The sequence below is a fragment of the Variovorax sp. GW821-FHT10D07 genome, from assembly GCF_059415325.1.
Genome location: NZ_JBWKMZ010000003.1, coordinates 561,542 through 574,128 on the forward strand (window position 1 = coordinate 561,542; position 12,587 = coordinate 574,128).

Below are 12,587 nucleotides of genomic sequence, written 5' to 3' on the forward strand. Positions count from 1 at the left end.
GGGGTCCTAGGGTTCGGGGCGCGAATCCTAAGGCATCCGTCATGCGGCGCTCTCAACCCATGCCGTTCATCAGTCCCGTGCGCGCATGGCAGTTGACGTATTCGTAGCGCTGCTCGTCGGCCTTGAGCACCGACACCTCGTGGTACACGCGCAGCTGCAGCTGGAAGTTCAGCGCCTGCACGTAACGCATGAAGCTGCCGAAGATCGCCACATGGGTCGGATGCGATTCGGCCCAGCGCTCCATGTCGGCCAGCGAGCGCCAGAAGCTCAGGCCGAAGGACTTCTGCAGCGGCGCGCCCTGCGCATCGAGATGCTGCATGTAGCGGTTGCTGTAGCAGCCGATCGCCAGGCCCTGGTCGCGCAGGAAGTCCATGCCCTCGCGCAGCACCGGCTCCATCTCCTCGAGGTAGAGCGTGCGCTCCTGGCCGGTGGTGTCGGTCCATTCCTGGCCCGAGCGGATCATCGCGACGTGTTCATGGCCCGCGATGCGCACGCGCCGGCCCGGCGCGGGCGCGTCGCCGATCGCCGCGCGCGTGCCCGAGGGCGACATCGGATCGGTCTGCGACAGCGGGATGCGGTCGCGCATCGATCCCCAGTAGCCATGCTCCTGCAGCTCGCCGCTCACGCCGCCCATGGCCACGCCGATGCCCTCGAGCCGGTCGGGCGTGTTGAACATGGTCTCGAAGTGCTGCACGCGCGGCGACACGATCTCGCGGAAATAGCCCAGGCCCTCGTGCAGCCGCTCGTCCGATTGCCACCAGCCGTCGATCTCGGGCGTCGCGCTCCAGCGCGCGAAGGCCGCCGGGTCGGTCCAGTAGGCGATCGCGATCATGTTGTCGTGGCCCTCGGCATCGACATAGTGCGTGAGGTCGTGGTGCAGCGGGCCGTCGGGCCGCGCGAAGTCGCGCGCGATGCGCATCAGCGCGGCGCAGGCGCGGCCCTGCTGCGCGGCGCCGAGTGACTGCACGCCGAAGTAGCCCATCACCACCTGCGTGACCGCGCGGTCGGCGCGGGCCGACCAGACGGGGTAGGGCGGTGTGTAGTCGTCCTCCACGCGGCGGGTGCGCGTGCGCGGGCACCTCAGGTGCTCGTCGATGGCGGATTCCATGGCGCGGCTCCTTCGTGCGCGCTCAGGCCTCGACCGGCTCGGCCGCGTTGCCTTCGGGCACGGGCGTGAGCTGCACCACCACGGGCTCACGGCGCGTCTTGTTGAGCAGCAGCTGCGTGACGTCCGGGCGCGAGTAGTGGCCGCTCGGATCGGCCGCGGCCTTCGCGAGCGAGATCATCCCGAGGTCGATGTCGGCGATCACCAGGCCTTCCTCGGTATCGGGCAGCGGCGTGCCCAGGGCCGAGCCGTCGGGCCCGTAGATGCGCGCATGGCCGCCACCGACGCCCAGCATCTGCTGCTTGCCGGCATCGGTGCACATCAGTTCGCTCATCGCCTTCGACACCGTGGCGCAGGGCGCGAGCACGAAGCAGCCGCCCTCGACCGCATACACCTGGCTCGCGGCGTTGTTGACCTCGGCGCCCAGCGCGTTGGCCGCGCCGCGGTAGAGCGAGAAGCTGGGCCACGCGGCGCAGTGGATCTGCTCGTTCTGCGAATACATCGCGTACTTGCTCAGCGGCTGCAGGTGTTCCCAGCAGCACAGCGAGCCGATGTTGCCGATGGCGGTGGGCACCACGTGCAGGTCGGCACCGTCGCCTTCGCCGAACACGGTGCGCTCCACGTGCGTGGGCTTGAGCTTGCGGCGCGTCTGCGCCACCTGGCCCTGATCGTCGATCAGCGCCTGCGCGATGTAGAGGCTGCCCGCGGCCTTCTCGCTGAAGCCGAACGAGAGCCAGATCGAATGCTGGCGCGCGGCCGCCTGCAGGCGCTCGAACTCCACTGAGCCGATCACCAGCGAGTTGTCGTGGTAGCGCTGCACGAACTGCATGCCCCAGGCCGGCGAGTCGAGCCAGATCCACCAGGGGTAGCCGGGGATCCAGGTCTCGGGAAAGGCGATCAGCTTCACGCCCTGCGCGGCGGCCTGCGCCATCAGGGCGATGGTCTTGTCGATGGTGCCGTCGAGGTCGAGGAACACGGGCGCGGCCTGCACGGCGGCGACGCGGAGCTTGGGATGAACGGTGGTGGGCATGGCGGGGCCTTTCGGTGGAGAACGTGGATTCGCCGCGAGGCCGTGGCGCGGGTTTGCGCGGTGGCATGCGGGTTGCTTGAAGCGTAAATTCGCCGCCTGCGAACGCCTTGACCGCAACTTGCACCGTTCTTGTTCCTGTGTCGCATGCCCCGCCGTCTCCCTCCCTCGAGGCCCCACCGATGAACACGCTGCTCAGCACCGATGCCGTTGCGCGCTCGCAGCGGCTGGCCTACTGGACCGACATGATCTGCAACGTCTATGTGCAGCTCGGTTGCGATCCGGTGCGGCCCGACGAGTCCGAGGACTTCGAGGGCAGCATCCGCCAGCACACGCTGCCCGGGCTCGACGTGTCGGTGGTGCGCTCGGGCCCGCAGAAGGTGCTGCGCACCTCGGGCCACATCGCGCGCTCGGGCGACGACTACTTCCTCGTGAGCATCCAGGCCCAGGGCCGCGGCGTGGTGCGCCAGGACGGGCGCGACGCGGTGCTCGAGGCCGGCGACTTCGCGCTCTACGACAGCACGCGGCCCTACCAGCTGCTGTTCGACGACCGCTTCGAGCAGATCGTGCTCAAGCTGCCCGGCGACCGGCTGCGCAGCGAGCTGCGCGAGACGCAGGCGCTCACGGCCACCACCGTGTCGGGCCGCCAGGGCGCGGGCCACCTGCTGCTGGGCATGATCCGCACCCTGCGCGAGGACATCGAGACGCTGCAGCCGGCCTCGGCGCTCGCGGTGGCCAATGGCGTGCAGAACATCCTGGTGGCGGGGCTGCAGACCCTGCCTGCCGCCAGCGCGCCCTCGCTCAGCAGCCTCACGGCCTACCACCTCGCGCGCGTGAAGCGGCGCATCGAGGAACAGCTCGGCGATCCCGCGCTGTCGGTGGGCAGCCTCGCGGCCGAGCTCGGCGTGTCGGCCAGCCAGATCCACCGTGTCTTCAAGAGCGAGCCGCTGACGCCCGCGCAGTACATCTGGGAGCGGCGGCTCGAGGCCTGCAGCCGCGACCTGCTCGAGCCGCGCCTCGCCGGCCGGCCGGTGGCCGAGATCGCCTATGGCCGCGGCTTCAACGACGCGGCGCATTTCAGCCGCGCGTTCAAGGAGCGCTTCGGCTGCTCGCCGCGCGAGTGGCGGCAGCAGCGCGTGCAGTAGACCCTACTGCTGGACCAGCAGCACCGAGATGTCGGTCTCGGCCACCACCTTGGTCGCCACCGAGCCCATCAGTGCGCGGCCGAACAGGCCATGGCCATGCGTGCCGAGCACGATCAGCTCGGCCTGCGCGGCAGCGGCCGCCTTGAGGATCTCCTCGGCCACGTGGCCGTGGCGCGCGTCGATGCGGAAGTTCGACACGCCGTTGTCGGCGAAGTATTGCTTCACCGGGTCGACCACCTTGGCGCTTTCCTCGGCGTAGTAGTCGGCGACCGCCTCCTTGCTGAGGTGGCGCGCCACGTTGGCCGAGATGCCGGTGCAGACATGGACCACCACGAGCTCGTGGCCATCCACGAACATGTTGCGATGGGCGATCAGGTAGGCGAGGGCCTTCTGGGTGAAGGCGCTGCCGTCGGCGGCGATGAGGATTTTCATGCGTCCGTTATAGGACCCGCACCGGGCCGCCGCAACGAAGTCAACACCGTTTGCGGGTGCTTGCGGCTCAGGCCGCCTGCCGTGCGCGCCGCAGGTGGGCGCGCAGCGCGGCATCGAAGCGCTCGGGCTGGTCGATGTTCGGCAGGTGGCCCGCGTCGGGAACGATCTCCAGCGAGGCGCCGGGGATCTCGGCCTGCAGCTCGCGCATCGCATCGGGCAGGCCGCCGTCGTTGGCGCCGGCGATCAAGGTCGTGGGCACGCGGATGCCCCGCGCGGCCGCGCGGTGGTCGAGTTGCTGGATCGCGCGCGCGCAGCCGACCATGCCCGCGCGCGACGTGCCGGCCGCGGCCGCATGCAGGGCCTGTGCCGTGGCGGGATGGGCCTCGATGAAGCCGCGGCCCAGCCAGCGCTCGATGGTCGGGCCCGCGAGCGCTTCGCAGCCCTGGGCCTCGACGAGCGCGATGCGTTCGTCCCAGGGCTGCGCGAAGGCCGCGGGCGCGTCGGCGCGGCAGTCGCACAGGCACAGGCTGGCCAGGCGTTCGGGATACCGTTCGGCCAGCGCGAAGCCGCACATGCCGCCCAGCGAGAGCCCGACGTAGTGCGCCGCGCGGATGTCGAGCGCATCGAGGACCTCGACCACGTCGCGCGCCAGGTCGCCCATGCGCCAGGGCAGTGATGGCGGTGAGGGCGGCGAGGGCGCCTCCGACCGGCCATGGCCGCGCGTGTCGGGCCGCAGCACGCGCCAGCCCTCGGCGGCCAGCCATTCGGCCTGGCGGCGCCACAGAACGGAGGATGAAAGGATCGCGTGCGCGAGCAGCACGACGGGGCCGTCCGCGGGGCCGTCGATGTGAACCGCGACACGGCAGGCCGCGCTCGGCAGGAAGAGATGCTGGGTGGTGGTCATGAGGACGCCAGTCTCGGCCCGTTCTCCGGGCCCCGCCACCGAATAAAACTGAAGCCCGTTGAGAAAAACGCAACCCGCTTGCACCCATCGCGGCCTACAGTCGCCCCGCCATGTCGAGAAAACTTCCACCCCTGAACGCGATCCGTGCCTTCGAGGCCGCGGGCCGGCACGTGAGCTTCACGCGCGCTGCGGAAGAACTGAGCGTGACCAACGGCGCCATCAGCCGCCAGGTCGCGCTGCTCGAGGAATGGCTGGGCGTGCCGCTGTTCCGGCGCACCTCCTCGCAGCTCGCGCTGACCGAGGCCGGGCGCCTCTACCTCGGCGAACTGACGGCCACGCTCGACCGCGTGGCGGTGGCCTCGATGCAGCTGCGCGAGCAGGCGGTGCCGACCGCGCTGCGCATCAACGCGCCGCCGACCTTCACCATGCGCTGGCTGCTCTCGCGCCTGCCGGCCTTCCAGCGCAAGCGGCCCGAGGTCGACCTGCGGCTCACGACCTTGCTGGCGCCGGTCAACTTCGACGAGGGCCGCTACGACATCGCGATCGCGGGCGCGCTCGAGCCGCCGCCGCATTGCGTGTCGCGGCCCTTCATGAGCGAACTGATCCTGCCGGTGTGCCATGTGGACCTGCTCGACGGCGGCCGGCTGCGCGAGCCGCGCGACCTGGCCGCGTACACGCTCGTGAGCTTCGCCACCGAGCCCTATGCCTGGGAGGACTGGCTCGCGGCGGCCGGCGTGGCCGGGCTCAAGCCCGGCGGCGCGATCCGCTTCGAGCAGATGTACTTCGCGCTGCAGGCCGCCATCGACGGGCTGGGCCTCGCGCTGGTGCCGCTGTTCCTCGCCTTCGACGACATCATCGCGGGCCGGTTATGTGCGCCCTTCGGTGTGCTGGCCGCCAAGCAGCGGCGCTACTTCGCGAGCACGGCCCATGCCGACCCGGTGACCGAGAGCTTCTGCGAATGGCTGGTGCGCGAGGGCAGCGACACCGAGGCCTCGATGCAGCAATGGCTGCGCTCGCAGGCCCCGGCGTCCTGAGCGCGCCGCTCAGTCCATCTGCACGCCGCTGCGGCGCACCAGTTCGCCCCAGCTCTTGAATTCGCTGGCGACGTAGGCCGCGGCTTCCTCGGGGCTGGCGCTGTAGCGCGGCAGCGCGCCGATGCTGCGCATGCGCCGCTCCACCTCGGGCTTGCGCATGGCCTTGGCGATCGCGTCGTGGGTCGAGGCCACCAGCGTCCTCGAGGTGCCGACCGGGTAGAGCAGCATCAGCCAGGTCGAGGCGCGGAAGTCGGCGAAGCCCTGCTCGATCAATGTGGGCACGGCCAGCGGCGCATCGAGCCGGCTCGCGGTGGCCGCGCCCAGCGCGCGCAGCTTGCCGCCCTGCACGAAGGCCTGCACGCCGGCCGCGGTCTCGAGCGCCAGCGAGACATTGCCCGCGACCACATCGGTCAGGCCCGGCGCGCTGCCCTTGTAGGGCACGTGCACGATGTCGATGCCCGCGCGCCGCTTGAGCTCCTCCATCGCGAGGTGCGACACCGTGCCGTTGCCCGAGGAGGCATTGGTGAGCTTGCCCGGGTTGGCCTTGGCATAGGCCACCAGCCCCTGCGCGTCGGTGAAGGGCAGCGAGGGATGGCACACCAGCACGAAGGGCAGGTCGCCGACCAGGCCCACCGCCTCGTAGTCCTTGAGCGAGTCGTAGGGCACGCTGCGGTAGAGGTGCGGGTTGGTGGCCACGGCCGACATGTGCGTGAGCATCATCACCGAGCCGTCGTTGGGCGACTTCGCGAGCTGGCCCATCGCGATGCTGCCGCCCTGGCCGGGCTTGTTGTCGACGATGTAGTTCTCGCCCGTCACGGCCTGCATCTTCTCGGCCATCAGCCGCGCCACGATGTCGGTGGCCTGTCCCGGCGGAAAGCCCACGAGGATCTTCGTGACCTTGCCGCGTGACGCGGCCGGCTGCGCGAGCGCCGGCGTGCTCATCGACGCGGCCGCGAGCGCGAGCAGCGCGCGGCGGCTCAGCATTGCCTGGTTGTCCATTGCGTTGTCTCCGATGTTTTTTTAGAAGGGCGAAGCTTCAGGCCAGCTTCATCTCCTTGAGCACCTCGCGCGCGTTGCGCAGGCTGTCGAGCGCCGCGGGCACGCCGCAGTAGATGGCGACCTGCAGGAACACCTCCTGCAGCTCGGCGGGCGTGATGCCGTTGTTGATCGCGCCGCGCACATGCAGCCGCAGCTCGTGCGGCCGGTTGAGCGCGCTGATCATGCCGAGGTTCAGCAGGCTGCGGCTGCGCCGGTCCAGGCCCGGGCGGTTCCAGATCTCGTCCCAGCAGTACTCGGTGGTGAGCTGCTGCATCGGCCAGCTGAAGTCGTCGGCCTCGGCGATCGACTTCTCGACGTACTCGGCGCCGAGCACCGCCTTGCGCGTGGCGAGCCCGCGCTGGAACTTCGCCGAGGTGTGGGTCCTGTCTGCCATGTCTTCGCTCCCTTCAGGCCACGGCCGCCTCGGCCAGCGGCGCGTTCCAGGCGTCGTAGGCATAGACCCAGTCGGCGTCCTGCGGGTCGCGCAGCCAGGTGTTGGTGCGCGAGGTCAGCTGGACCTTCGAGGTGCGCGGCTTGCGCGTGGCCTCGAAGCGCTGGAAGGCGTCGGCCACGCCGTCGCGGTCGGTGCCCTGGAGGCAGCGCGAGAGCACCGCCGCATCCTCGATCGCCATCGCCGCGCCCTGCGCCATGTAGGGCGTCATCGGGTGGCAGGCATCGCCGAGCAGCGTGATGTTGCCCTCGCTCCAGCGCGGCAGCGGGTCGCGGTCGACCAGCGCCCACTTGTGGACCTCGGGGCAGGACTGCAGCACATGGCGCACCTGCGGATGGAAGTCGGCGAAGGCCTCGCGCAGCGCATGGATGTCGCCCTTGGTGGACCACGACTCGAGCCGGAAGCCGGGCTCGGGCTGGCTGGTCACGAAGTAGACCTCGCTGCGGTCGGGCTTGACGTAGTAGATGACGATGTGGCGGTCCTTGCCCCACCACTTGGTGCACTGGTCGATCTCCTGGCCGCCGAGCAGCGCCGCGGAGAAGGTGGTGCGGTAGGCGATGCGGCCCGTGAAGTTGGGCTCGGACCTGCCGAACAGCTGGTCCTTGACCAGCGAGTGCACGCCGTCGGCCGCCACCACCGCATCGGCATGCACGGTGGCGCCGTTGGCGAAGCGCAGCTCGACACCGCCGTCGCCCTGCGAGAAGCCCGCGAGCTTGTGGCCGCGGCGGATGAATTCGTCGGGCACCGCGCTGTGCAGCGCGGCATGCAGGTCGCCGCGGTGCGCGAGCAGGTAGGGCGCGCCGAACTTCCGCTCGGCGGTCTCGCCGAAGATCATGTCGAAGCGCACCTCGCCGGTGTAGGCGTCCTTGTTGTTCCACGAGCGCGGGTAGAAGGCCTCGGCGCGCATGCGCGCCTCGAGGCCCAGGCCGCGCAGCACCTGCATCGCGTTGCAGCCGATCTGGATGCCCGCGCCCAGGCGGGTGAATTTCTCGGCCTGTTCGTAGACCATGACGTCGATGCCGACGCGCCGCAGCGCCGCGGCCGTGGCCAGGCCGCCCATGCCGGCGCCGATGATGGCGACCGAAAGTCTCTTGCTCATGTCCGTTCCTCGTGTGGTTGGCATGAACGGAATGGTCCGGCTTTCGGCCGGCGCGAACCATCGAGATTTGCTGGCGCTGGTTGAGAAAAACTGCGGCGCGCGAGCGCGCGACGCGCCGGCCGGGCGCGTCGTGGCGTCGAGAAAAAGAGGGTGAAAGGGGGCCGCGCGCGCTCAGCCGCGCAGGCCCTTCCAGAGCATGTAGGCCGCGAGCAGATACAGGATGCTCGCGAACACGCGCTTGAGCTTCTTCACCGGCAGGTTGTGCGCGGCCCTGGCGCCCAGCGGCGCGGTCAGCACGCTGCACACGGCGATCACCGCGAGCGCGGGCAGCCAGATGTAGCCGAAGGAGCCGGCCGGCAGGCCCTGCACCGTCTGGCCGCTGATCACGTAGCCGGCCACGTTGGCCACCGCGATCGGAAAGCCCAGCGCGGCGCTGGTGGCGACCGCGTTGTGGATCGAGATGTTGCACCAGGTCATGAAGGGCACGCTGATGAAACCGCCGCCCGCGCCGACCAGGCCCGAGACCAGGCCGATGGCGCCGCCCGCGCCGAGCTGGCCCGCGGTGCCCGGCATCTGGCGCGTGGGCTTGGGCTTGCGGTCGAGGAACATCTGCGTGGCCGAGAAGCCCACGAACAGCGCGAACACGATCGCCAGCGCCGTGCCCTTGAGCAGCGCGAAGATGCCGAGGCTGCCCACGAGGCTGCCGATCACGATGCCGGGCGCGAGGCGCTTGACGATGTCCCAGCGCACCGCGCCGCGCTTGTGGTGCGCGCGCACGCTCGACACCGAGGTGAAGATGATGGTGGCCATCGAGGTCGCGATCGCCATCTTCACCGCGAGGTCGGCCGGCACGCCGCGGTGGCCCATGATGATCGTGATGAACGGCACCATCACCATGCCGCCGCCGATGCCGAGCAGGCCCGCGAGAAAACCGGTGCCGAGGCCGAGGGCGACCAGTTCGGCGATCAGGAGGGGGTCGAGCAGGCTGGTCACGTTCACGCCACGGACTTTCGGGTAAGGCAAGGGCGCCGTGCAACGATGGCAACGGGCCTCGGTTCGAGGGAAAAAGGGAGGGGGGTGGGCCGCAATGCTATCTGAAACGTAGCTGCGGCCCGGCGCGCACGGTCGCGCAGCAGCCAGGATCGGATGTATCGATATGGATACAGCGTGGGTTCTTGGGGCGATCCCGCCATGCCGGGGATCGCCGATGTTCGATGCGCACTCAGCGCAACGAAGAGGAATAGGTGTCTGCGAATGGGCGCCAGACTCGCATCCTGAACCGGGGTTCAGGTGGGCGAGGGCAGCAAGACTTCGGGTTCATCTGACGCGAGATGATCACACCCGTCGAGCGATATACCAAGCCCGGCTCCGTAGAGCATTGGAACAAGGACATATAAAGCCCAACGCGCACCGCAGACAGGAACGATTTTACGCCTTCGCGCTGGGGCGGCTCCCGGTTTTTTTGGTGGAATCCCTGCGGCGCGGGCAGGTTTGCATCGAAGTTCTTGCAGTGCGCGCCGATCTCTGCGAATGAGAGAAAGAAAGCGCGCTGATGCTCGGATCAGCTCAGAGCAGATGACCGTCGCCGGCCAGTGCCTGGTCGAGCTTGTGGATCAGTTGCGTGGCCTTCGGATCGACCGCGCCGTCGTCGGCGGGTGCCGCGGCCGGGGCCGTGGTCGGTTCGGCGGGCGGCGCGGCCTTCGCCGTGGCCTCCTGCGCCGCGAGATCGAAGGCCAGGTTCAGCGAGGCCAGCACCGCGATGCGATCGCGCGCCTTGACCTTGCCCGCGTCGCGGATCTTGCACATGGCCGCATCCACGCGTTCGACCGCGTCGCGCAATTGCGCTTCGCCGCCATCGGGACAGCCGAGCAGATAGCTCTGGCCCATGATCTGAACTTCGATCTGCTTCATGCGGGGGAATCTTCGGAGGGAGGTACGGCCGGCAGCTGCTCGAGCAGCGCATCGAGCCGCGTGCGCGCCGCCGCGAGCCGCGACTTGAGCGCATCGCGCTCGCGCGTCAGCGCATCGACCTGTTCCTGCAGCAGCGCGTTCGTGCGCTGCACCTCTTCGTGACGCAAGAGCAGGCGTTCCACGCGCTCGGCGATCTGGTCGATGGGGCTGGAGGCGGGCATGGTGCGCGATTGTAGTTTCCCGTGAAAGCGGCGGTCCTCCGGGGCACCCGCCGCGCCTGGCACGGCATTCTGCGGCCTGCGCGCCGCGCCATCAAACTTCGCTGAGCCGCACGTAGGTGGCGAGCAACGCGCTCTTGGCCGCCACGCCCAGCAGCACCGGGTTCGCCGCGCTCTCGATCACCGGCAGCCGCTCGCCCAGGTGCTCGAGGAAGCGCTGCAGCGCCTCGCCGAGGCTGGTGTCGGCCGTGATCGGCGCGATGGCCTGCGACAGCAGGTCCGCCGCGCGCACCTCGGCCGCGGCCGTGCCGAGCGCCGAGAGCGGTACCACGCCGAGGTAGCGCTGGTTCGCATCGACCACGTAGAGGTACTTCACCGGGTGCTGCAGGAACAGCCGGCTCATCGCCTCGCGATCGGCCTCGGGGCCGACCACCGTCTGCGCCGGCTGCACCAGGTCGCGGATGTGCAGCGCGCGCAGCCGCAACTGCTCGTCCTGCTGCTCGCGGCGGCGCAGCGTGATCTCGTACATCGAGCCCGCATTGGCCGAACGCGCGACGAAATAGGCGATCACGCCGGCCAGCATCAGCGGCAGCATCACCTGGTAGTTGAGCGTCATCTCGAAGATCATGAGGATCGCCATCAGCGGCGCCTGCGTGGCCCCGGCGAGAAAGGCGCCCATGCCGACCACCGCGTAGGCCGAGGGTGCCGACACCGCGTGCGGCCACAGCGCCTGCGCGGCATGGCCGAACAGCGCGCCCACCATGCAGCCGAAGAACAGCGCGGGCGTGAACACGCCGCCCACCGCGCCCGAGCCGGCCGTGGCCAGCGTGGCGACCAGCTTGGCCGCGAGCACCATCGCGATCAGGGTCCAGGTCCAGGGCGTGTGCAGCACCGCGTTGACCACGCTGTAGCCATTGCCCCAGACCTCGGGCCAGGGCACCGACACCAGCCCCATCGCGAGCCCGCCGAGCGCGAGCCGCCACGGCAGCGCGAACGGCAGCCGCGCGAACAGCGCCCGGCTGCCCTGCAGCGCGCGCAGGAAGCCCGCGGCCGCGAAGCCCAGCAGCACGCCGAGCAGCGCGAACAGCGGGATCTCGGCGCCATGCAGCTCGGGGAACACCGGCATCTGGTAGGGCGGCTGGTAGCCGGGCAGGGCGCGCATCACGATGTTGGCGACCACGGCCGCGATCAGGATCGGGCCCACGCTCTCCATCACGATCGAGCCGAGCACGATCTCGGCGACGAAGAAGGCGCCCGCGATCGGCGCGTTGTACGCGGCCGTGAGGCCGGCCGCCGCGCCGCAGGCCACCAGCAGCCGCAGCCGCTCGACCGGGAAGCGGAACACCCGGCCCAGCAGCGAGGCGGCCAATGCGGCGAGCTGCACCATCGAGCCCTCGCGGCCGATCGAGCCGCCGGTGCCGATGCTCACCAGCGAGGAGGCGCTGCGCACCAGCGTCTGCGTGACCGGGATGCGGCCGTCGCCGAGCACGATCGCTTCCATGTAGTCGGAGGTGGCGCTGCGCACCGCGACGCGCTTCGCGAGCACGAGCAGCCCGCCGGCCACGAGGCCGCCCGCGGCGGGGAAGGCGATGCGCGCCCACCACGGCAGCGCGCGCGCCATCGCGACCAGGCTGTCGCCGGGGCCGAGCACCAGGTGCTCGAAGCCGCGCAGCGTGGCGCGGAACAGTTCGGTCGCGAGCGTGCCGAGCAGGCCGGCGACGATGGACCACAGCAGCATCGACTGCCAGCCCGAGACGCCGAACAGGCGTTGCAGGGCGGAGCGCAGGCGCAGCAGCAGCGAGGAGCGCAGGGTCATGCGAGGCGGTGGTGATGGCATCCCATAGCCTGTCGATGTTAGTGCGCGAGGCGCGGCGAACGTCGGGCCCACGCAACTTTCGACTTAAGGCGCGCGGCGCAGCGCCTAGAATCTCGCCCGTTGGTGCCTGCGGCGTGGTTCACGCGCCGCGGTTCAACGGGAAGCAGGAGTGAAGGGACCGGCCGCGCGCCGGCACCGAAGCCGCCTGCGCTGCCCCCGCAACGGTCAAGCAGACGGCGCCGCAAGGCGCCACCCTCTCCACACGAGCCACTGGGCGCCCTGAAACAGGCGCCTGGGAAGGCGGCGAGGGCCGGTCTGCCAGCCCGGATACCGGCCAACAAGGCGGTTCGCGCATGCCCTTCGCTTCGTCGATGCAGGCACGGACCAATGGCGCCCCGGGCGCCGGC

The 12,587-nt window shown here is 70.1% G+C and carries 13 protein-coding genes and 1 riboswitch; of the genes, 2 read left to right on the forward strand and 11 right to left on the reverse strand.

The features are described 5' to 3' along the window. Window positions 1-52: 52 nt before the first annotated feature. Both AC07PU_RS12990 and AC07PU_RS12995 read right to left on the reverse strand, forming a co-directional pair. Complete coding sequence (locus AC07PU_RS12990; protein WP_495317933.1) at window positions 53-1,108, reverse strand: phenylacetaldoxime dehydratase family protein; 1,056 nt, start codon at window positions 1,106-1,108, stop codon at window positions 53-55. A gap of 22 nt (window positions 1,109-1,130) precedes the next feature. Further along, window positions 1,131-2,135, reverse strand: a complete 1,005-nt coding sequence (locus AC07PU_RS12995) for a carbon-nitrogen hydrolase family protein (protein WP_495317935.1) — start codon at window positions 2,133-2,135, stop codon at window positions 1,131-1,133. 179 nt (window positions 2,136-2,314) lie between these two features. Between AC07PU_RS12995 and AC07PU_RS13000 the strand changes: the two genes are divergently transcribed. After that, the gene (locus AC07PU_RS13000) at window positions 2,315-3,277 is read left to right on the forward strand and encodes an AraC-like ligand-binding domain-containing protein (protein ID WP_093342364.1); all 963 of its coding nucleotides are present in this window, start codon (window positions 2,315-2,317) and stop codon (window positions 3,275-3,277) included. Window positions 3,278-3,280: 3 nt separating this feature from the next. Here AC07PU_RS13000 and AC07PU_RS13005 read toward each other — a convergent pair whose 3' ends face one another. Beyond that, a complete protein-coding gene (locus AC07PU_RS13005) occupies window positions 3,281-3,709 on the reverse strand; it encodes a universal stress protein (protein WP_093342362.1) in 429 nt (142 codons plus the stop codon). A gap of 67 nt (window positions 3,710-3,776) precedes the next feature. Next, window positions 3,777-4,613 carry an alpha/beta fold hydrolase gene (locus AC07PU_RS13010; protein ID WP_495317938.1) on the reverse strand — a complete coding sequence of 279 codons (837 nt, stop codon included), beginning with the start codon at window positions 4,611-4,613 and terminating at the stop codon, window positions 3,777-3,779. Between the two features lie 110 nt (window positions 4,614-4,723). Between AC07PU_RS13010 and AC07PU_RS13015 the strand changes: the two genes are divergently transcribed. Continuing rightward, window positions 4,724-5,647 (forward strand): LysR substrate-binding domain-containing protein, encoded by a 924-nt coding sequence (locus AC07PU_RS13015; RefSeq protein ID WP_495317940.1) that lies wholly within the window; start codon window positions 4,724-4,726, stop codon window positions 5,645-5,647. 9 nt (window positions 5,648-5,656) lie between these two features. Here AC07PU_RS13015 and AC07PU_RS13020 read toward each other — a convergent pair whose 3' ends face one another. The 7 genes from AC07PU_RS13020 to AC07PU_RS13050 all read right to left on the reverse strand — a co-directional run bounded on the left by AC07PU_RS13020 (window position 5,657) and on the right by AC07PU_RS13050 (window position 12,180). Continuing rightward, window positions 5,657-6,646, reverse strand: coding sequence for a Bug family tripartite tricarboxylate transporter substrate binding protein (locus AC07PU_RS13020; protein ID WP_495317941.1), 990 nt, complete (start codon window positions 6,644-6,646; stop codon window positions 5,657-5,659). A gap of 37 nt (window positions 6,647-6,683) precedes the next feature. Beyond that, window positions 6,684-7,079 (reverse strand): carboxymuconolactone decarboxylase family protein, encoded by a 396-nt coding sequence (locus AC07PU_RS13025; RefSeq protein ID WP_495317943.1) that lies wholly within the window; start codon window positions 7,077-7,079, stop codon window positions 6,684-6,686. A gap of 13 nt (window positions 7,080-7,092) precedes the next feature. Continuing rightward, complete coding sequence (locus AC07PU_RS13030) at window positions 7,093-8,235, reverse strand: FAD-dependent monooxygenase (RefSeq protein WP_495317945.1); 1,143 nt, start codon at window positions 8,233-8,235, stop codon at window positions 7,093-7,095. 171 nt (window positions 8,236-8,406) lie between these two features. Continuing rightward, window positions 8,407-9,228: a sulfite exporter TauE/SafE family protein gene (locus AC07PU_RS13035; protein WP_203206213.1), complete on the reverse strand. Its 822-nt coding sequence runs from the start codon at window positions 9,226-9,228 to the stop codon at window positions 8,407-8,409. 573 nt (window positions 9,229-9,801) lie between these two features. Beyond that, on the reverse strand, window positions 9,802-10,146 hold the full coding sequence (locus AC07PU_RS13040; RefSeq protein ID WP_093342354.1) for a cell division protein ZapA: 345 nt from the start codon (window positions 10,144-10,146) through the stop codon (window positions 9,802-9,804). Then, a complete protein-coding gene (locus AC07PU_RS13045) occupies window positions 10,143-10,367 on the reverse strand; it encodes a hypothetical protein (RefSeq protein ID WP_057594567.1) in 225 nt (74 codons plus the stop codon). Before AC07PU_RS13045 ends, AC07PU_RS13040 begins: the two co-directional genes overlap by 4 nt. Window positions 10,368-10,458: 91 nt before the next feature. Then, window positions 10,459-12,180: a ClcB-like voltage-gated chloride channel protein gene (locus AC07PU_RS13050; RefSeq protein WP_495317948.1), complete on the reverse strand. Its 1,722-nt coding sequence runs from the start codon at window positions 12,178-12,180 to the stop codon at window positions 10,459-10,461. A gap of 105 nt (window positions 12,181-12,285) precedes the next feature. Next, window positions 12,286-12,533: riboswitch (cobalamin riboswitch) on the forward strand. Window positions 12,534-12,587: the final 54 nt, after the last annotated feature.

Bases quoted from the DNA above. Each gene is read 5' to 3' on its own strand.
- AC07PU_RS12990 (WP_495317933.1), bottom strand. From the start codon at position 1,108: ATGGAATCCGCCATCGACGAGCACCTGAGGTGCCCGCGCACGCGCACC.
- AC07PU_RS12995 (WP_495317935.1), bottom strand. From the start codon at position 2,135: ATGCCCACCACCGTTCATCCCAAGCTCCGCGTCGCCGCCGTGCAGGCC.
- AC07PU_RS13000 (WP_093342364.1), top strand. From the start codon at position 2,315: ATGAACACGCTGCTCAGCACCGATGCCGTTGCGCGCTCGCAGCGGCTG.
- AC07PU_RS13005 (WP_093342362.1), bottom strand. From the start codon at position 3,709: ATGAAAATCCTCATCGCCGCCGACGGCAGCGCCTTCACCCAGAAGGCC.
- AC07PU_RS13010 (WP_495317938.1), bottom strand. From the start codon at position 4,613: ATGACCACCACCCAGCATCTCTTCCTGCCGAGCGCGGCCTGCCGTGTC.
- AC07PU_RS13015 (WP_495317940.1), top strand. From the start codon at position 4,724: ATGTCGAGAAAACTTCCACCCCTGAACGCGATCCGTGCCTTCGAGGCC.
- AC07PU_RS13020 (WP_495317941.1), bottom strand. From the start codon at position 6,646: ATGGACAACCAGGCAATGCTGAGCCGCCGCGCGCTGCTCGCGCTCGCG.
- AC07PU_RS13025 (WP_495317943.1), bottom strand. From the start codon at position 7,079: ATGGCAGACAGGACCCACACCTCGGCGAAGTTCCAGCGCGGGCTCGCC.
- AC07PU_RS13030 (WP_495317945.1), bottom strand. From the start codon at position 8,235: ATGAGCAAGAGACTTTCGGTCGCCATCATCGGCGCCGGCATGGGCGGC.
- AC07PU_RS13040 (WP_093342354.1), bottom strand. From the start codon at position 10,146: ATGAAGCAGATCGAAGTTCAGATCATGGGCCAGAGCTATCTGCTCGGC.
- AC07PU_RS13045 (WP_057594567.1), bottom strand. From the start codon at position 10,367: ATGCCCGCCTCCAGCCCCATCGACCAGATCGCCGAGCGCGTGGAACGC.
- AC07PU_RS13050 (WP_495317948.1), bottom strand. From the start codon at position 12,180: ATGACCCTGCGCTCCTCGCTGCTGCTGCGCCTGCGCTCCGCCCTGCAA.